Below are 19,986 nucleotides of genomic sequence, written 5' to 3'. Positions count from 1 at the left end.
GCTAGTTTACCATAATGAGAGCCTCTATCGCTGTCAACCCCGCTTAATTGCCCCAGATACAGCAAAAAAACAGCTCTTCAGCTGTTTTTTTACTCGTTATCCGATTTTTTCATAAATCCTGAGCGCTTCTTCCACTACGTTCCTGTGAATGCCGGTCTTTTCCACAATCCTGCTGGCCCATTCTTCAAGCAATCCTGCCGGCGACTCCAGGATGATTCCGTCATCGGTGCGAAAAAAGCTTTGCCAGTCGTTCATCTCCCAATGGGCGCTTTTGCCGTGGCGGATCACCCGGCATTCCACGTGCGGGAATGATTTGATATGCTTTTGCGAGTAATCGGCAGCTTCCCATAAAACGTCCTCATCAATCGGGCCGGTGTCAAATACCTGTTTCGATACTTTGCCGTTTGGCCGCAGGTAGTGTACTTCAATCTCATTACCGCTTATTAAAAACGTTCTGATTTCTGCAGCCGGGAAAAACCCTCTGTGCCACTTCTCATCAGGACTCTCCGCATCCAACGGGATGGGGGAGAGCCACTGATCGCCGAGGTCACAGAGATAGCGGCGGCCCTCTTCATCCAGGGCAATCACTGCCACATGAGCCGCATCTGTCATTAATCCGCGTCCGATTCCGTAAGCCTTAATTCCCGCTTCCTTCAGATCATGGAGCAGCCACAGCGCTAGATCAAAGCAGTTCCCGGTCATGCCATACTGCTCATGATGCTCTTTCATGAGTGATACTTCCCGCTGCTTTTGCCTGTCCATATGTTGGGTACACCACGCTTTGGTCAGGTTTTCCATTGGAAAATCATCAAATCTCCGCCATACGGCAAGGAGTTCTTCAGGTACATTCATCGCGCTCAGCTCCTGGGCTGCTTATTTCACATGCAAGAACTTTACGCAAACCGGATAAGGTACAGCCACGTCGGATTGGATCAAGGTCAATTTGCCGGTGCTTTCATCTCTTGAAAAAAGAACGAGATTGCCGGACTCCTGATTGGACGCGACAATAAATTTTTGGGATGGATCGATTTCAAAGTCACGCGGCCAGTTGCCTTCTGTAGAGGTATGTTCAACAAACGTCAGTTTTCCTGAATCTGAATCGGCATTGAACACGGCGATGCTGTTATGTCCGCGGTTCCCAGCATACACGAAATGGCCGTCTTTGCTCACATGGATCGCACTTCCCTGGTTGTTTTCCGTAAAGCTTTCCGGGATCGTAGAAATGCTCTGTAACACGGAAAAGCTGCCATTCTCTGCATTGTAGGAAAGCACGATTACTTCCGAACTGAACTCGGTCATCAGGTATGCCATTTTTCCGTTGGGATGGAACTCCAGGTGGCGGGGACCGCTTCCCGGTTTGATTGACAAACTGTTTACTTCCTCAAGCTCGCCATTTTTCAGTTGATATGTGATCAGCTTGTCGATGCCAAGATCGACCACCGCTACAAACCTTTCATCAGGGGTAAAGCCGGCATAGTGGGTATGCGGTTTTTCCTGTCTTTCATCCGGTCCCGAGCCTTCATGGTGGATGACAGATGAAGCCTGGCGCACACCGCCTTCTGCATCATCTACCGCAAACCGCTCAACCGTTCCTTTATGATAATTCGCGGTCAGCACATTGCGGTTTTCACGGTCCACACTGACATGGCAAGGAGATGCTCCTTCTGTCAGCTGGCTGCGCAAGTGAGAAAGCCCTCTGGATTCATTGGTAATTTCATAGGCTGCCACTCCGCCCATGTCCCCGTCTTTTCTTACGGCATACAAGTACTTGTTGTCCTCTGAAATGGTTAAATATGTAGGGTTCCCGAGCTGTGCGGCTACCTTGATATCTATAATTTCCTGTGCTTCCGTATCCAGGGTAAATGAATAAATTCCTTCACTGTCGCCTTTTGTATAGGTTCCGATATATCCTGCATACTTTGTCATGAATAATTCCCCTTTCTTCTATCCTATTTCTTTGATTTTACCACACGGCATCATTCCTAAGCCCATGAGAACCCTTAGTGTTTACATAAAATAAACAAGGTATTCGCGATGAATACCTTGTTTATTTCACTTATTCGACCGCTTCTTCCGCTGTCCAGGTTGCTTTTGTCAGAGCTTTTTCGAGCTGTTTGACAGTTTTTGCGAAGGCAGCGGGATCATTAGCCTCCTGGGCTTCCACCAATGCAGGCAATGGCTGTGCTGCATAGCCCGTTGTAAGACCCGGTGCGTAAATCTGGTGCTTGAACCAGCTTCTGGAGGCAAGCCCCTGCGGATTGATCAGGTCTCGCTCCTGCTGGATAAGGGCTTTATTCAGCTGCTTAAGCTGCTTTGGTTTCACTTTATCCCCGGCAAGCAAGTCCTGGCTGTACGTTTCCAGGTTCTTGGATGCTTCTTCCCATGCTTGTGCCTTCGCTTTTACATGGCTCATATCGACGCCAAGTGTTCCATCCTTCTCCACGTCTGCCAAAAGTTTTTGTACGGATTGAGCATACTCGGAGTACTGTAACGGAAGCACTTGTGAATTGGCAAGGCGAAGCGCCATGAGACCGGTAAAGCGGCCAGCTGCTGCCTGGTGTTTATAGCCAGGGTCAAACAGCCGTTCCACAGAATCGGTATTGTCATATGCGCTGTGATACAAACCGCCGGCCACACCAAAACCGATATCAGCAGAAGGAACACCAAGATGCTGAAGGAAGGCCGTGTAGTCGGATCCGCTGCCCAACTTGTCAATCTCCTGTTCTTCTCCATTATTGCGAACAAGCATATCGTCGTAAACGGACAAACCGGAGCGAGGCTCGGTCACATTTTTCGCGACATCATAAATGAGGTCATTCAGCGATGGAACGGCTCCGGCACCAAAGAACTGTCCGGCAATGCCATCCATGTTGATGTAGGCAACCGCGTTTTTGATCAAGTCCTTTTGATGCTGCTCCGCATATTCCGTAGAACCGAGCAGGCCGTACTCTTCACCATCCCAGCCGGCCAATACGATGGTGCGGTCAGGGCGCCACCCTTGTTCATAGAGCTTTCCAAGCGAACGTGCGGTTTCCATGATCGTCGCCCAGCTGGAGATGTTATCGCTCGCTCCATACGTCCATGTGTCTCTGTGGCCGCCAATCACGATTTTTTCATTCGGATACTTGGCTCCTTTAAACGTTACCGTGATGTCGTTAATCGGTTTTGTTTCATACTCGATATCCAGGTTGATGCGGGCTTTGGAGGCTGCGCTGCCAAGATGGTATTTAAACGGAAGGCCACCCTGCCAATCTTTCGGCGCTTCCTTTCCTCCCATTGCCTGAAGCAATCCTTTTGCCTCACCGTAAGAGATCGGTGTGGTTGGTATTCTTGGGAGTGAATCCGCGTTTTTGGCTTTGATCCGCTTGACTCCGGCAACTGAGGCTTTGCCTGGTGTCAGCGGATCACCGGGATAATTATAAATGTAGAGAATGCTGCCCCGCTGGATGGCATCGCTCGGACGCCATGGACCATCAGGATATACCGGGCCTTTTACATAGCCATCGTCTTTCGGGTCAGAGTAAATCAGCACCCCTTTTGCGCCGTTCTGTGAGGCGAGGTCGGGTTTTACACCGCGAAAGTTTTTACCATAACGGACAATAACAATCTTGTCTTTCACAGACACGCCCTGCATTTTCAATGTTTCAAAGTCTTCTGGCGTTCCATAGTTGGCATACACCAGCTCCCCTTCCACATTTCCTGAAGGAGAGTACGCATTGTAGCCCTCGACGACTTCGTTTTTAAACGGGGTGTTCTTTTTCAAATTTTCCATGACGTTCAGTTTTCGTTCAAATGGTGCGGTCTGGGTGACGGAAACGCTGTTGGGGTGGGAGAGGTAAACATCGTAGGTCTGAACTTTCGGGTCTAAGCCTGCTTTCCGTAATTGGTTAAGCGCATATTTGACACCGGCATCATTGCCTTTTGTTCCGACAAGTGCCGGACGCTTACTGAGGGCTCTGCTGTACGTTTTGATCTTATTTTCCTTGATTCCATTCTTGAGCTTTTCCTCGAACTGCAGCTGCTTTTCGTACGTACCTTTTGCAAATCCTGTCAGATCCTGTTGCTTCGTTTCAGCGCTGGTCTGAGTAAATGGCAAGGCACCGGATGCCAGAAGGGCAAGCGCCATACTGCCTGCCATGTACTTCGTCCTAGAAAGCCTGGATTTTTCACGTTTTCCCAATCATAAAACCTCCCTCGCTTTTTGACTATATTAGTAGAAGTCTGTAAATTCAGTCAATTTATTACGTTCCATTTGGAGGAAAATGAATCTTTTGTCTTGCGTTCCTTTTGCAGGGCTACTGAGTGACCTATTTTCGGCACGTGTCAAAAGGAGGATGATCATTTTCTGAAAATTTCGTGTTATATAATCTCACATGTTCGTTGAAGTCCGTCCGTGTTCCCCGTATAGTTCGGAGTAACATGTATAGGGTTCTTCATTTAACGTAAGAACAAAATTTGCCCTCTAGGGTTCCGGTTTTTATAAAAACGTCTGGACCGAGAGAGGGCGTACAGCATCTGCTGTATACACGGAGGGATAAAAGCCCGGGAGACTTTTTTAAAAGTGCTCCCGGGTTTTTTGTTTTTTTTAACCAAAATGGAAATGAGGGAGCATAACATGAACGGAAAACCAACGTTGGCAAAATCGCTGAAATTGCATCAGGTTGTTTTTATGGGACTGGCCTGGATGACTCCAATGATCTTTTTTACGGTTTATGGTGTAGCCTATCAGGCTGCGCACGGCTTGCTGGCTGCTGCTTATGTAACGGCATTTGTCGCCATTTTCTTCACGGCCTACAGCTACAGCCGGATGGTCAAGGCCTATCCGATTTCTGGTTCTGCGTACACCTACACGAAAAAGTCCATTCATCCGCATGCCGGATTTCTTGTGGGATGGGCCCTGCTGATGGATTATATTTTTTCTCCGATTATTGCGATTCTCACCTTTGGGATTTTTATGCATACCGAATTTCCGTCCATTCCAACCGCCGTCTGGATTATTCTGATGAATGTTGTGCTCGTTCTGGTGAATATCATCGGAATTAAATCCGTAGCCCGCATCAGCGGAATATCTGTAATGGTCCAGATCGGCTTTATTCTTGTTTTTTGTGTGCTGATCGGCAAGGATCTTCTGACGGGTGGTACGGGTTCCCCTGCTGTTTTCTCGCTCGCTCCGTTCTTTGGCCCGGAGGTTTCCTTTGGTGCTGTCTTTTCCGGCGCCGCCCTCATCTGCTTTTGCTTTCTTGGATTTGATGCGGTTACCACCATGTCGGAAGAAACGATCGATGCCAGGAAGACGGTCCCTAAAGCTATCTTTCTCATCGTTTTGATCGCTGCTTCTATGTATATCGCAATCTCTTATCTGAGCGAAATCGCCTACCCCCACTTCACCTTTGCCAACCCGGACAATGCCGCCTACCATCTTGTAAAACTTGTCGGCGGAAATCTGCTCAGCGCTTTTTTCATCACCGTTCTTATTGTCGCAACCTTTACGCAGGGCATTTCGTCTGTCACAAGTGTCAGCCGCTTTCTGTACGCACTTGGCCAGGAATCAATTCTGCCGAAAACATGGTTTACTTCGTTGCATCCGAAGTATCAAACACCGGTAACTACCATTCTCGTAGTTGGCGTGATTTCAATGGCCGCCCTGTTTATTAATTTGGACAGCGCCGTCATGTTTGTCAGCTTTGGGGCGTTAACGGCCTTCACCTTTGTTAATTTATCGGTGATTTTCCACTATTACATTAAGCTGAAAAAACGTTCACCGAAGGAAACCTTCCTGTATTTAATCTTCCCGTTAACAGGAGCCGGCTTTATCGGCTGGCTGCTTACCCTGCTTAACCCCTTTACATTGGGTGTCGGAATTGCCTGGGTCATCCTCGGCTTCATCTACCTCTTTGCGAAAAATGAGTGGAGCAAGGCAAAAAAAGGGCAGCCGGAAAGTTCAAAAAACGAAGGAGCCTTCGCGGCAAGAAAAAGTATGTAAGAAAATCTAACACGTTTATTGTTTTCGGACTTTTTTGAACGTTATACTGTATTCACAAACCAATAGACGTTTCCGCAAGATTGCCGGAAACAAAAAAGCTGTCTAGGGTTCCGTTTAAAGCGTCACTTTAAAGTCTGGTCCGAGAGAGAGCGTACAGCAGCCGCTGTATACACGGAAGGATAAAAGCCTGGGAGATGACCACCAATTCTCCCAGGCTTTTGTCTTTTTTTATTTCTAAAAAGGAGCTGTTCATGATGCAAACTGATTCCTATGTAATCCCTGCCGGAGGAAAGTGGTCGGTGACGATCCAGCGCGGAAAACAAATCACGTTTACCGCCCTTGGTGATGGTGCGAATGTTTCCTTGCTTTTATATAACGCCAGTAACACGGCAGAACGTTATAACATGCCGGATACCCTGAAAGCCCAGCATACTTCCCATTTAACCGCCGGACATGTCCTGATGAGCGATAACGGGCGTGTGATGGCCAGTATTACAGAAGATTCCCTTGGCTGGCATGATCCTCTTTCAGGATACGTTACCCGAAAAACCGTAGATGAGCGGTTTGGTAAGACCTCCTATCAAAAGAAAAGAAATGACTGGTACCGAAGCGGAGATGAAAATTTCAAGGTGGAGCTGTTCCGCCAAGGCATGACTGTAAGGGATCTGGTCCCTGTCGTCAACTTATTTTCCAAAGTATTCTGCAACGAGGATGGTGAACTGCATTTTGTTCACGGCCACTCTAAAAAAGGGGATGTCATTACTCTTAGAACAGAGATGGATGTCATTTTGATGGTTTCCAACACACCGAATCCACTCGATTCCTCCAGCAGCTATCCTTCAGTGCCGATTGAACTTCTGGTGACGGACGCGGCGCCTGTTGCCGAGGACGATCTATGCGTGAATCATTGTCCGGAAAACCGCCGTGCCTTTGAAAACACATGGAAGGATGAAAAGCTTACAAAAGGAGGAATTGCGTAATGGCTGTATTGCAATATGCTGCAAGCGAACGAAAAGCGGAGAATGCCCTATATGATGTAACCCTTCCTGCCGGTGAAGGCTGGACATACACGCTTGAACCTGGACAGGTTTTGAGAATTGTCGATTTGGAAGGAAACCAGGCGGCGGACACCGTTTTTTATGATGCAGATCATCCGTCTGACCACTATAGCGCAGTAAATACGATCCAGCGTCAAGGAAATGTTTACCTGACAACAGGCTCTGTCCTTGTTGCTGAATCCGGGAAAGAACTGGTACAAATCGTTGCCGATACATGCGGACGCCACGATACACTTGGCGGAGCCTGTTCGGCCCAGAGCAACACCGTCCGCTATTCACACGACACGCTTCCTATGCACAATTGCCGGGACACCTTTATGCTGCAGCTTTCCCAATATGGCAATGTGTTCAATAAACGCGACCTTGCGCCAAATGTGAACTTTTTTATGAATGTTCCACTAACTCCTGACGGCGGACTGACGTTTGAGGACGGCGTTTCAGCGCCGGGCAAGTATGTGGAGATGCAGGCGGTCAGCCGCACGCTAGTGCTCATCAGCAACTGCCCGCAATTAAACAATCCATGCAATGGCTACAACCCGACACCGATCCGGCTGTTAATCTGGGATAACTGACTTGAGAGAGGGAGGAATACACCATGTTTAAAAAAGTATTGATTGCCAACCGAGGAGCCATCGCCGTCCGGATTGAACGGACTCTGCGAAAGATGGGAATTTCATCGGTCGCCGTGTATACAAAAGCAGATCAGGACAGCCTGCATGTGGATCTTGCAGATGAAGCCGTTCTGATTGGCGAAGGCCCGGCGAAAGACAGCTACCTGAATGCCGAGCTTATTCTTAAAATCGCACAAGATACCGGAGCGGAAGCCATCCATCCGGGCTATGGGTTTTTAAGTGAAAATGCCGCATTTGCACGAGCCTGCGAGGAAAAGGGCATTGCGTTTATCGGGCCATCTCCCGAGCAAATTGAACAATTCGGCCTCAAGCACTCTGCTCGTGCTCTCGCTGAAAAAGCGGGTGTTCCTCTTCTGCCCGGCACATCGCTGATCACCAGCCTGGAGAAAGCGGTCGCAGAAGCAGAAAAAATCGGGTATCCAGTCATGCTCAAGAGCACAGCCGGCGGGGGCGGAATCGGCATGCGGGTGTGTGCTGACAATCAGGCATTAACGGACGCCTTTGACTCGGTGGGCCGTCTAGCCCAGACCAACTTCAGCAATGGCGGAGTCTTTCTGGAAAAGTACATTCAAAAAGCCAGGCACGTGGAAGTGCAGATTTTCGGTAATGCTTTTGGTGAGGTTGCGGCACTCGGAGAACGGGACTGTTCCATCCAGCGCCGTAATCAAAAAATTGTAGAAGAAAGCCCTGCCCCATGTTTGGCTCCTTCGGTTCGTGAGGAAATGCACGGAGCGGCCAAACGTTTGGCGGAGGATGTCGGGTACCGCAGTGCCGGAACCGTTGAATTTTTATACGATCCAAAGACGGAGCAATTTTATTTCCTTGAAGTGAATACCCGCCTGCAGGTCGAGCATGGCGTGACCGAAGAAGTGCTGAAGATTGATCTGGTGGAATGGATGGTTTGTGAAGCCGCTAATGAACTAAAAGGTCTTCATTCGCTGTATGATTCGCCAAAAGGACACAGTATTCAGGCACGAATTTATGCCGAGGACTGCCAGCAGGATTTCCGGCCAAGCGGCGGAAAACTTGATGGGGTCTACTTTTCAGACCAGGCGCGTGTGGAGACATGGATCCGAGACGGACTGGTGGTTACCCCTCTATATGATCCGATGCTGGCCAAGATTATCGTTCATGCCGACACCCGTGATGAAGCACTCGACCGGCTCGCTGATGCGCTTGCGGACACACGCTTTTATGGGGTCACAACCAACCTTCAGTATATCGGCGCTTTACTGGAGGACGAAGACTGCCGGTCGGGCAAAGTGTATACACAAATGCTGAAGAACTTCTCTCCTGCGGAACAGGCGATCGAAGTCATCGACGGCGGTATCCAGACGACCGTCCAGGATTGGCCAGGCCGCACCGGGCACTGGGATGTCGGCGTTCCGCCGTGCGGTCCGATGGATCCTTTCGCCTTCCGCATCGGCAACCAACTCCTCGGTAATCAGGATAACGCTGCTGGTTTGGAATTTACGCTGCGCGGCGGTTCGTATTCTTTTCGTTCGGAGACTGTCTTTTGCCTGACCGGGGCGGATATGCAGCCAAAATTGGATGGTAAGGACATCCCCATGTACCGCGTTATCAAGGCTCGACGCGGACAAGTGCTTATGCTGGGGGAAGCAGTGAAAGGCATGCGTTCGTATCTTCTCGTGGCCGGCGGATTGGATATGCCTCTCCACCTTGGCAGTGCGTCCACCTTTACACTGGGAGGCTTTGGCGGTCACGGCGGCCGTGCGCTCAGAACAGGTGACGTGCTTCGGCTGAATGAAGGTGGTGCGCCATCTGTTACATGGCTGCCTGCCGAAAAAAGCCCTCGGCTCACAAATGAATGGACGATTGGTGTCATTCCCGGTCCCCATTGCACGGAGGAATTTTTACAGCCTGACTACTTACAGCAGCTGACGGAAACGAAATGGGAGGTTCATTTTAACAGCTCGCGCACCGGTGTGCGGCTGATCGGACCTGCGCCGCTCTGGACACGTGAAGACGGAGGTGAGGCCGGTCTGCATCCTTCCAACATTCACGACAATGCCTATGCAGTCGGCACACTGGATTTGACCGGTGACATGCCAATCCTCCTCGGTCCCGATGGCCCAAGCCTGGGGGGATTTGTTTGCCCCGTAACAACGGCTTCTGCAGAGTTTTGGAAGATTGGTCAGCTTCATGCCGGTGACACGGTACAATTTCAGCTCCTGACATTGGAAGAGGCGGAACAGCTGCGTGCGTCACAGGAGGATTTCCTAGTCAGGATTGCTGATCCGTCCGGAGCTGCTGAACTTCCCGGATTGCCAACTATTGCAGAACGTCTTTCACAGAATTATCCGGTTCTCGCTCATCAGGAGAAAGGACGGATTCCTTTTACCATCCGGGCGGCAGGAGATGAGAACGTGCTGGTGGAATACGGCGAAATGGAGTTGGATCTTGTCCTCCGATTTAAGGTTCATGCGTTGATGGAAGCCATCGGTAAACGCAGTGATCTGCCGGTGCTGGATCTGACACCAGGCATCCGGTCGCTGCAGGTACATATTGATGCATCGCGAATGACCGTCTCCTTGCTTGCCAAGGAAATCGCGGCGATAAATGAGCAGCTTCCTCCTCTTGAGGAAATTGAAGTGCCTTCACGAATCGTGCGTCTTCCCCTCTCCTGGGATGACCCGGCCACACAGCTGGCCATCGACCGCTACCAGAAAAATGTCCGGCCCGATGCACCATGGTGCCCGAGCAACCTGGAGTTTATCCGGCGGGTAAACGGGCTAAATGATATTGACGACGTGAAAGAGATTGTTTTTAACGCTAATTATCTTGTACTTGGATTGGGTGATGTTTATCTCGGAGCTCCGGTTGCCACCCCGGTTGACCCTCGCCACCGGCTGGTCACCACCAAATACAATCCAGCACGGACCTGGACACCGGAAAACGCAGTAGGAATCGGCGGATCGTATATGTGTATCTATGGAATGGAAGGCCCTGGCGGCTATCAGTTTGTCGGCCGGACCGTACAGGTTTGGAACGGTAAAAGAGATACGGAAAACTTCCAAAAAGACAGGCCATGGCTGCTTCGTTTCTTTGATCAGATTCAGTTTTATCCGGTGAGTACAGAGGAACTGACAGACATGCGCGAGGAATTTTTGCGAGGCAGATTCCAAGTGGATGTGACAGAAACGACGTTTAAACTGAGCGATTACCTCAGCTTTTTGGAATCGATTGAGGAAAGTGCCCAGGAGTTCCGCGAGACACAGCAGGCTGCTTTCCGGGCGGAGCGCGAAAGCTGGAAAGCTCAAAATCTTGCAGAATACGTGTCCGTTCACGAAGCGGCCGAAATGACGGAAGAAGTGCTTCCGGAAGGCGCGGAAGCCGTTCGCTGCACACTGCCGGGCAGCATATGGAAAGTTCTTGTCGCACCGGGTGATTCTGTCAGAAAAGGCGACGTGCTCATTATCGAAGAAAGTATGAAAATGGAATTTCCTCAAGTTTCGCCGTTTGACGGAACCGTTCGATCCGTTGATGTTTCGCCGGGGGATGAAGTCCATGCCGGCCAGCTCATTGTGTCTCTATCAAAAGAAAAGGCAGGTACCGCTCATGAAAACCATGAATCTTCCAAAAACGTTATCCATTCTTGATTTAAGAGAGAAGTACCGGTCGGGCTTACTGACGCCTGAAGCGCTTGTCAGCGAAATTATTTCCCGGGCAGAAGCCGACCGGGACTACAACATTTGGATTACCCCTCCTGCACAGGAAAGCATCCAGCCCTTTTTGGACGGATTGAAGGAAAAAGACCCTGAAACCTCTCCTCTTTGGGGCATACCTTTTGCCCTAAAAGATAACATCGATCTGGCTGGCATTCCCACTACGGCGGGATGTCCAGAGTACACCTATCATCCAGATGAAGACGCCACGATCATTCACCGTCTCATTGAAGCCGGTGCGATCCCGCTCGGAAAAACCAATCTTGACCAGTTCGCGACCGGCCTTGTTGGAACAAGAAGCCCGTACGGCGAGGCAAAAAACGCATTGAACCCAGACCTTATCAGCGGCGGATCGAGCTCCGGCTCAGCCGTTGCTGTGGCCCGGGGCCAGGCTGCCTTTTCACTCGGCACAGACACTGCCGGCTCCGGCCGTGTTCCGGCGGGATTGAACCGTCTGATCGGTTATAAACCAAGCCTGGGTGCCTGGCCGGTAAAAGGGGTGGTCCCAGCCTGCGCCAGTCTGGATTGTGTCACCGTTTTTGCTCACTCCATAGAGGATGCGATGCTGGTGGATGAAGTGGTGCGCGGCTTTGATGAAAGTGATCCTTGGTCACGTTCGGTTAAACGCCGGACCTCTGCTCTTCCTGAAAAAATTTGTTTGCTGAAAGAACCATTATCATTTTATGGCCCTTTCGCAGAACAATACGAAAAAGCCTGGGAAACTGCCGTTACGGAGGTAAAAAAACTCGGACTTCCTGTTGAATATATTGATGGAAGCTATTTGTCCGAGGCGGCAGCTGTACTGTATGACGGACCATGGGTGGCGGAGCGCTGGGCGGCGCTCGGAGAATTTATTACAGCTCATGAGCAGACTGTTTTTCCTGTGACAGAAACGGTCCTTCGTTCAGGAGCAAAACCTGAATATACTGCAGCCTCTTTGTTCAAAGCGATGCATAAACTCCAGAGCTTTAAACAAAAAGCGCATCAGCAGCTCAAAAACGCGGTGCTCATCATGCCAACTGCCGGTGGTACGTGGACTCGGGAAGAAGTAAGAGAAAATCCGATTGAAACCAACAGCAAAATGGGCCTTTATACAAACCACTGCAATCTTTTGGATTTGTGTGCAGTGAACATTCCTGCCAAGGATGCCGGCAGCGAGCTCCCGTTTGGCATTACCTTGTTCTCGGGTCCTGAAAATGAACACTTGATCACCGGTCTTTCTAAAGCGTTCCTGACAGGCAAATCCCAGCCGGCAAACGAAACCTCTGTTCTTTTGGCGGTATGCGGACTGCACATGCGTGGCTTTGCCCTTGAAAAGCAGATGAAAGAACATGGCGCTTCATTTGTCCGGGAAGCCAGAACCGCACCGTTTTACAAGCTGGTTTCGTTAGATACTGTGCCAAGGAAGCCGGGCTTGATCCGCTCGGGAGTGGACGGTGCTTCTATTGAGCTGGAGCTTTGGAATATGCCGCTCTCTGAGCTTGGCTACTTTTCCTCGTTGATTCCCGCACCGCTTGGCATTGGAAAAGTCGAGCTTGAAGATGGAACCGTGGTCCCCGGATTTATTTGCGAAGGAGTGGCTGCTGAAACGGCAGATGATATTTCTCACCTTGGTGGCTGGCGTAATTATAAGCAGTAACAAACACAAAGGAGGAACCCTTTACGTAACGAAGGGTTCCTCCTTTTCCTTATGAAGAATGCATGCAAGCCTTAACGAAGTCATCATCGTTTAAATGGGGATAGTCTCTGTACACCCTGTCGATTTCCTCGGACTGGCCGGGACTTAAATGCTCTTTTTCAAGCAGACACCAATTGCCCTGTAGGAGTCCCTGGCGGGCAAGCACTTCATTGATGCCGGCAATACATCCTTTAAAACCATTCGCCGCATCAAAGAAAACGGCATTCGCATCTGTAATTTCAAGGCTTTTCTGCAGCAGCGAAGCAGGAATACTGCCACTATTACGCACCTGCTTGATCTCATCGAGCAGTTCGACCGCCTTTTTCGTCCAAACCGCCCAATGTCCAAGCAGGCCGCCTACAATTTCTTTTCTGACTGTCTGTCCCTCCACAATGATTTCATAGGAAGTGAGAAGGTCTTGAACGATATTATCATCGTTTCCTGTGTAAAGAGCGATCTCATCCCGCCTCTCAGAATGGCAGACCGCCCGGATCACATCCAGCGTCTGATATCGGTTGAACGGTGCCATCTTGATCGCATGTACATTGGGAATGTCGGCGAACGCCCGCCAAAAGTCGTATGAGAAGACGCGGCCTCCAACAGAGGGCTGAAGATAAAAGCCAAACACCGGCAGAATCTCTGAAACCCTACTTGTCCTCTCGAGCATCTCAGCCTCCGTTAAGTCATTCAGTCCGCCAGGGCTAAGCAGACCGAGATCATAGCCCATAGATCTTGCAATGAACGCCTCTCTCTCGGCCTGTTCGGTGCTACCGCAAATTCCGGCCACTTTGATAAACGGGTGCTGCAGTTCTCTTTTATCTACTTCTTCGGCCGCAAGCCGCAGCACTTTTTCATAGAGATTAAACATTGGATCCCTGATTTCAAATTGGGTCGTATGAACACCAACCGCTATTCCACCTGCACCGGAATCCATATAATAGTTTGTAAGTCTCCTCTGGCTCGTTTCATCAAGCTGACGGTTCCGATTCAGGGCCAAGGGATGGGCTGGAATGACCGTTCCGTCCAATAAAAGCTTCATAACCTTTGGCTCCAGCATATTAAAATGCTCCCTGCCTTTCCTGAAAATGGGTTGGTTTATCAATTGTCTGACCGTCCCCCTTTATCCAATCGGCGGTCCAGGCGATCATAGTATTTAAAGACACAGAAGGATATCCAAATAAGTGATGCGCCTTGGAAGAATTATTTAGCAGAGCTGTTGGCTGCTCTTCTCCGACAAAGGTGACCGGCTTGTTGAACCGTGCTGCAAATTGCTGTGCCAGCCAGCGGATGGACACCGTTTCAGGACCCGTAATGTTCAGCACAGCAGGTGGGCTTTCACTCAGAAGCAATGAACGAAGCGCATATTCGTTAGCGTCTCCCTGCCAAATCACGTTCACATGACCCATCCTCACATCGACCGGCTTTTCTTGATACACCTGTTTGGCAATTTCCAATAGAACTCCGTATTTCATATCAATGGCATAGTTCAGCCGAAACAACGTAACCGGTGTGCCATTCTTGCGGGAGAAGTAGGAGTAAATTCGTTCTCTGCCAAGACAGGACTGCGCGTACTCACCAACAGGATGGACCGGATGTGTTTCATCGCACCCTCCCTGCGCCAAGGGAACAAGGGGATATACATTTCCAGTGGAAAATACCACATGACGTGCATTGGGAAACCGCTCCGCCACACGGCCGGGCAAATACGTATTCATCGCCCACGTGTACTGTTCATTGCCGGTTGTGCCGAATTTATGGCCTGCCATGTAAATCATGTTCTCCGCGTCAGGCAGCCTTTGCAAATCCTCTTCTCTCAACAGATCTGCACTGATGGTTTCAATTCCCGCCTCCTCCAGTTCGGTTCGAAGCGTTCCCGAGGAAAAGCGCGAGACACCGATCAAGCGCTTTGATAGATTTCCTGCGTCAATGGCCCGTTTGGCAAGCTTCGCCATCGACGGCCCCATCTTCCCTCCGATTCCTAAAATCATAATATCTCCATTAATCTGCTTGATATCTTCAATCAGCCGCTCTGACGGCTTTGTCATCACTTCTTCCAGTTCCTGCATGGTGTTCATGGTTTCACCTCATTTTTAGTTTTAAATTAGAGATAATATTCCTTCCATACTTTCATGATATAATGCGCCATCCTGTAAAAAAACGACATAAATCCGTCCATAATTCATAAAAAAAGCCAGGCACCGCTTCATACGATACCTGGCTTAGAAATTTAACTTTTTAAAAAGAAACACAGTGCCCTCGGAAGGTCCTCCTTCCAGAAAACCCACCTGTGTTCCTCATCCTCGACATGATAATCGAGGGAAAGCTCCTTCTCTTCAAAAACCTCCATCATGCGCTGATTTCCGTCATAGATATGGGCAATCTCTCCCGTGACCGGTGACTTGAAGTTGTTTTCCCGCTCACCGACGACCTGATAGATTTTCCAGTCCGGCTGCCCGATCTGCCGGTGTGCTTCCTCTGCCATTTCTTCATTAAATGCTGAAGACTGCAACAGAAGGTGTGACCAGCGTTCAGGTTTTCTCATGGCAAGGTATAACGAAATAACCCCGGCCAGAGAATCGCCCATCAAGCCCATCTTCACCACATTCATATTGATGGCTTTGAGCTTTTGCTGTACATCAGGAAGCACTTCCTCATAAAAGAATTCGGTGAAATCGTTAAAGTGCTCCCCCTTGGGATGGTAAACCTCCCGCCGCTGTGATGGAGAACCCGGACTCACGGTAATCATCACAAGGTTGGACGCCAGCTCTGGCTTTTCCTCCAGTAACTTTTCAAACGTTTCCTGAAGCCCTCCAAGCTTCATGTAATAATACCCGTCCTGCACGAAGAGAAGCTGCACATCCCCTTCCTGCAGCTGGTCCGAAAACAGCCATTTCACCTCGATATCTCGGTTTAACTGTTTGCTGTGCATGCGGTTTTCATTGATTAATACACTAATGGGTACCCCTCCTGACTGCTCTATGTTATCCACCGTTTATCATAGCATGAAAGAGTTGGTCTTTTAAAATATGCTTTATTAAATCAGCTAAAATGGTATAATTAGGAAAAAATTGAAAAAGGCATATACGTATTACAACACAGGTCCTGAAGATGTAATCACTCAATATTTGCCCATTTCCATCGTGGTCTGCCTGGTTCTGTTCACCGTGTTTATCATTCGTTTTTTTATCAAATTTTCTCGAAAATAAGAAAAGCGTACGGCCCTGGTGGGTCATACGCTTTTGTTGATTATCTCTCCTCAATCGGCTCTTCTGCCATGCTTCGGTCCTTAATCAAGAACGTCAGAGCGAGCGCGATCAGGGAAAGCGCGGAAATGACCATAAAGGCCATGTTGGCGCCATAAATGTCGGCATGCTTCACACCTGGTGCCGCATTGGACTGGGTAGTGGTCATGACGGTAACAAGGATCGCCGTTCCGACCGAAGCCGCGATCATCCGCATCGTATTATCCATGGCTGCTCCATGCGGGATTAGCCGTTTTGGCAGCTGATTCAGTCCTGCTGTGGAAGCCGGCATCATGACCATTGATAAGCCAAACATCCGCACACTGTATAACACCGTGATGTACATAAATGAAGTGGAAGGACTCAAAAAGGACAGTCCGAGAGAGGATGCGGTGATGATTACCAGGCCGGTAAATGCCAGCCAGCGGGCACCGATCCGGTCAAAAACCCTCCCCGTAATCGGAGACATCAGCCCTGAGATCAAAGCGCCCGGCAGCAGGGCAAGACCTGCCTCAAACGCAGAGAATCCCCTCATATTTTGCATGAACAATGGAATGATCGTTTCCGAACCGATCAGCCCCATGAACGTGATCGCTCCAATCATTACCGTAAAAGGGAAAATCCCTTTCGTAAACACTCTGAATTCCAGCATGGGATGATTCATTCGCAGCTGACGTGTGATGAACAACACGAGAGCAAGCGCCCCCAAAGCGAGTGATATGATCGTCATTTGTGCCGACCAGCCGTTATTCCCTGCACTTGTAAATCCGTACAGCAAACCGCCAAAGCCGAGCGAGGATAGAACAATCGACAGGACATCCACTTGCGGCTTCGTCACTTCGGTCACATTTTTCAAAGCAAAATAAGCCACAACGATATCGATCAGTGCGATTGGCAAAATGATGAAGAATAAGACCCGCCATGAATAATGGGAGGTAACCCAGCCGGATAACGCAGGGCCGATTGCCGGCGCAAACGAAATGACGAGACCAATCAGTCCCATCGCCGCACCGCGCTTATTGACCGGGAAAATCATTAAAAATACCGTCTGCATGAGCGGCAGCATCACACCGGCTCCGCTCGACTGGATAACCCTTCCCAACAGCAGCATTTCAAAATTGGGAGCCATACCTGCCACCAGTGTGCCAAAAGCAAAAACGCTCATTGCCGTAATAAACAACTGTCTGGTTGTAAAACGCTGCAATAAAAAAGCGCTGACAGGGATCATAATTCCGTTCACGAGCATAAATACGGTAGTCAGCCATTGCGCACTGTTCGCTGTAATATGCATTTCCGCCATGACCGGAGGAATCGCCGTAATCATGAGCGTTTGGTTGAGAATCGCGATGAACGATCCCGCAAGAAGGAGTGTGACAATGGTAGACTGTTTGTAACTTGTAGTTTCCATCTATTTTGACCCTCATTTCCTTTCTAAATTAGTCCGATAAACCCCATATTACCTGAAAGAAAATGGGATAGCGAATTACGTGCCTCGAAATTCATTAGATTTTTTTCACATAAAAAAGCCTAAGCGGCCCCAAGCCGCTCAAGCCTTTTGCTGTTCCAGGTTCACAAACAATGGGTGATGATCACTTGCAAACCTTCCATTGATTCTGCCGTCCACAATCTCGGCATTTTTCACTCTCCAATGGTTGGTGACGAGCACCCAGTCGATCCGGTTTTCTTCTCCTCCACCACTTTCATCCGTATAGTCTGTAAATGTCCCAAGACCGGCTCCCTTTTTTTCTTCTGCTTCGGCCCACGTGTCCATAAATATACTGTTCTCTGTTAATATACCGTAAGTTTGACTGTCGGGAGAGCTGTTAAAATCGCCAGTCAGCACCAAGGGAGCTTGTTCAGAAAGGGTAGCTGCTCTTTCCAGCAACAAATGAGCGGCATTTCGGCGTGCGTCCTCAGAGATATGATCCAGATGGGTGTTCAACACGTAAAAGGACTCCCTGGTGCCCCTGTGTTCAAGAAGAACCCAAGTTGCCATTCGCGTACAGGCACTCCCCCAGGAAACCGATCCGATCACTTCCGGTGTTTCAGACAGCCAAAAATGGTCGTATGCCGCCACTCTATACACGCTATTCTTATAAAAAATCGCCATAAATTCACCATTTGATCCGCCTTCCCGTCCAAGGCCTATGTATCGATAATCCGGCAGATCCTCCTCCAGCCCCGAAAGCTGGTCATATGTTCCTTCCTGGGTGCATAGCACATCCGGTGAATACTTCTCCAGCACCTTTTTCATGACGGACCGCCGCTCCCTCCAGGCATGTTCTCCTGTATCATGCGGGCCAGCAACCCTTATGTTATAGGTCATCATCGCCATCGACACCTTCATCACTCCTTTCTCCCTTTCATTACCCTTTTCCCGACAAATAATCCTCGATAAAATGAAAGGAGTAGATTTGTCTTGGCCGCCCTTTGGATGCCAGTTTTTCTTCCCCTACGATTTGAATCAGCCCCGCATCCAGACATTGTAAAAGAATGCGGTGTGCGCTTCTTATGGTGACCCCAAGGATATCCGCAATTTCTTGTGCGGTGTAGGTAATACGCTCACTGCGTTTAATCTGGGCAAGCATTTTACCAAGATAAGCGGCGGTCATGCCTGTTTTTTCAGCCTTCAGAAGGAGTATAGAATCAGTCACCGATAAGCTGTAGATTAAAGGATTGGACATCTCCACCGGCCCGACCACACTTTTATCTTCGCGGACAATGAAGCACTGGTTACTGCCAAATTGCATGGACTGGCGCAGCGCAATCCAGGCGTGATTCCCAGCATCCTTGGCTGATAATCCAAATCCAATGCCTACCGAAAGAGAAAGCTCCATATCGTCTTTTAAAGACTGAAGAAGCGGAATACTTTTATAGCCTTCGGATACGCGTTCGAAAATGCCTCTGGTGGTGACGAGTAAAAACTCATCCTCTCCAACACTCATGAGATGAGCTTCAAGTGCCGCTGAATAGTCGCAGATCAATTGACGGATGTGGGATTTTTTCTTTTGGATGCGGTGGCCGTCCAGCTCACATTTCTCCTCGAAGCAGGGGACGATTCTGATCCGGCCCATTACGATTTGCGAGTCTTTATTCTGCCTCTTTTTGCATGACAGCAATGCACGTTCCATGGCGTTGATTATGTCCTGCTCAGTCGGCGTAATCCATTGATTGGGAACACCCAGCCTTTCAAGATCTTCAGCGATTTCTTTACTTCCCGTCAGCGCTCCTTGTGATTTCCCCTCAATAAAATACTGCTGATGCCTTTTGAGAATTTGGGAGGTGGTCTGGAACACCCTTTCCTCTTGGACGGGAATGACTGCGATCTCCTCTTCAACTTCCGAAAGGACAAGGCTCACATCACGGACGGATAATGTGTCTACAGAGATCCCTTTAACCTCAGTATGTTTTCTCATCAGCCGGTAGAGTGCGCTGTAAAGCCCTGAAGCTTTTAAAGGGATATAATGCGCGGGCACCTCAAAATCGATATGGTTCTTCACCAGCTTATAAACCTCATAGCTTGAAAATAGCAGAACGTCCACTTTATCTCCTAACTCCTTGGTGAGAGTGACGACATCCGACATATCCTCGGAGACTTGCAATACGAGCGTGAATGTCGGGAACCCCTTGATCACTCTTTGAATTCTCCGGGCAATAACACTCGGTGCAATCACCCCGATAAAGATTTGCCCTGACATTGCTTTTTC

At 49.3% G+C, this 19,986-nt stretch carries 14 protein-coding genes and 2 riboswitches; of the genes, 5 read left to right on the top strand and 9 right to left on the bottom strand.

Annotated elements, in window-relative coordinates; genetic code table 11:
• Positions 1 to 96 precede the first annotated feature (96 nt).
• The 3 genes from AS030_RS17005 to AS030_RS16995 form a co-directional block, all read right to left on the bottom strand.
• Positions 97 to 852 carry a hypothetical protein gene (locus AS030_RS17005; RefSeq protein ID WP_061973802.1) on the bottom strand — a complete coding sequence of 252 codons (756 nt, stop codon included), beginning with the start codon at positions 850 to 852 and terminating at the stop codon, positions 97 to 99.
• Between the two features lie 21 nt (positions 853 to 873).
• Positions 874 to 1,926 (bottom strand): lactonase family protein, encoded by a 1,053-nt coding sequence (locus AS030_RS17000; RefSeq protein ID WP_061973800.1) that lies wholly within the window; start codon positions 1,924 to 1,926, stop codon positions 874 to 876.
• A gap of 130 nt (positions 1,927 to 2,056) precedes the next feature.
• On the bottom strand, positions 2,057 to 4,180 hold the full coding sequence (locus AS030_RS16995) for a M28 family metallopeptidase (protein ID WP_240482379.1): 2,124 nt from the start codon (positions 4,178 to 4,180) through the stop codon (positions 2,057 to 2,059).
• A gap of 271 nt (positions 4,181 to 4,451) precedes the next feature.
• Positions 4,452 to 4,551: riboswitch (guanidine-I (ykkC/yxkD leader) on the top strand.
• A 64-nt stretch (positions 4,552 to 4,615) separates the two neighbouring features.
• Here AS030_RS16995 and AS030_RS16990 point away from each other — a divergent pair.
• From AS030_RS16990 to atzF, 5 genes are all read left to right on the top strand, one after another.
• Positions 4,616 to 5,983 (top strand): APC family permease, encoded by a 1,368-nt coding sequence (locus AS030_RS16990; RefSeq protein ID WP_061974188.1) that lies wholly within the window; start codon positions 4,616 to 4,618, stop codon positions 5,981 to 5,983.
• Positions 5,984 to 6,074: 91 nt separating this feature from the next.
• Positions 6,075 to 6,179, top strand: a riboswitch (guanidine-I (ykkC/yxkD leader).
• A gap of 55 nt (positions 6,180 to 6,234) precedes the next feature.
• Positions 6,235 to 6,963 (top strand): urea amidolyase associated protein UAAP1, encoded by a 729-nt coding sequence (locus tag AS030_RS16985; protein WP_061974187.1) that lies wholly within the window; start codon positions 6,235 to 6,237, stop codon positions 6,961 to 6,963.
• Complete coding sequence (locus AS030_RS16980) at positions 6,963 to 7,613, top strand: urea amidolyase associated protein UAAP2 (protein WP_061973798.1); 651 nt, start codon at positions 6,963 to 6,965, stop codon at positions 7,611 to 7,613. The genes AS030_RS16985 and AS030_RS16980 overlap by 1 nt, the downstream gene beginning before the upstream one ends.
• Positions 7,614 to 7,636: 23 nt before the next feature.
• Entirely contained in the window at positions 7,637 to 11,293 is a 3,657-nt protein-coding gene (uca, locus tag AS030_RS16975; protein WP_061973796.1) for an urea carboxylase, read from the top strand.
• Complete coding sequence (gene atzF / locus AS030_RS16970) at positions 11,253 to 12,998, top strand: allophanate hydrolase (RefSeq protein WP_061973794.1); 1,746 nt, start codon at positions 11,253 to 11,255, stop codon at positions 12,996 to 12,998. The genes uca and atzF overlap by 41 nt, the downstream gene beginning before the upstream one ends.
• A 49-nt stretch (positions 12,999 to 13,047) precedes the next feature.
• Here the strand turns inward: atzF and AS030_RS16965 are convergent, their stop codons facing one another.
• The 6 genes from AS030_RS16965 to AS030_RS16935 form a co-directional block, all read right to left on the bottom strand.
• Entirely contained in the window at positions 13,048 to 14,094 is a 1,047-nt protein-coding gene (locus AS030_RS16965) for a dihydrodipicolinate synthase family protein (protein ID WP_061973792.1), read from the bottom strand.
• Position 14,095: 1 nt separating this feature from the next.
• Positions 14,096 to 15,112, bottom strand: coding sequence for an NAD-dependent epimerase/dehydratase family protein (locus AS030_RS16960; protein WP_061973790.1), 1,017 nt, complete (start codon positions 15,110 to 15,112; stop codon positions 14,096 to 14,098).
• 152 nt (positions 15,113 to 15,264) lie between these two features.
• On the bottom strand, positions 15,265 to 16,026 hold the full coding sequence (locus AS030_RS16955; RefSeq protein ID WP_141687112.1) for an alpha/beta hydrolase: 762 nt from the start codon (positions 16,024 to 16,026) through the stop codon (positions 15,265 to 15,267).
• 257 nt (positions 16,027 to 16,283) lie between these two features.
• On the bottom strand, positions 16,284 to 17,687 hold the full coding sequence (locus AS030_RS16945; RefSeq protein ID WP_061973784.1) for an MDR family MFS transporter: 1,404 nt from the start codon (positions 17,685 to 17,687) through the stop codon (positions 16,284 to 16,286).
• 138 nt (positions 17,688 to 17,825) lie between these two features.
• On the bottom strand, positions 17,826 to 18,626 hold the full coding sequence (locus AS030_RS16940; protein WP_061973782.1) for an endonuclease/exonuclease/phosphatase family protein: 801 nt from the start codon (positions 18,624 to 18,626) through the stop codon (positions 17,826 to 17,828).
• 19 nt (positions 18,627 to 18,645) lie between these two features.
• Positions 18,646 to 19,977, bottom strand: a complete 1,332-nt coding sequence (locus tag AS030_RS16935) for a hypothetical protein (protein WP_061973780.1) — start codon at positions 19,975 to 19,977, stop codon at positions 18,646 to 18,648.
• Positions 19,978 to 19,986 lie beyond the last annotated feature (9 nt).

Origin of the sequence: Fictibacillus enclensis (genome assembly GCF_001457035.1) — a bacterium.
Classification (GTDB): domain Bacteria; phylum Bacillota; class Bacilli; order Bacillales; family Fictibacillaceae; genus Fictibacillus_C; species Fictibacillus_C enclensis.
This window is presented reverse-complemented; position numbering and strand designations above follow the sequence as displayed.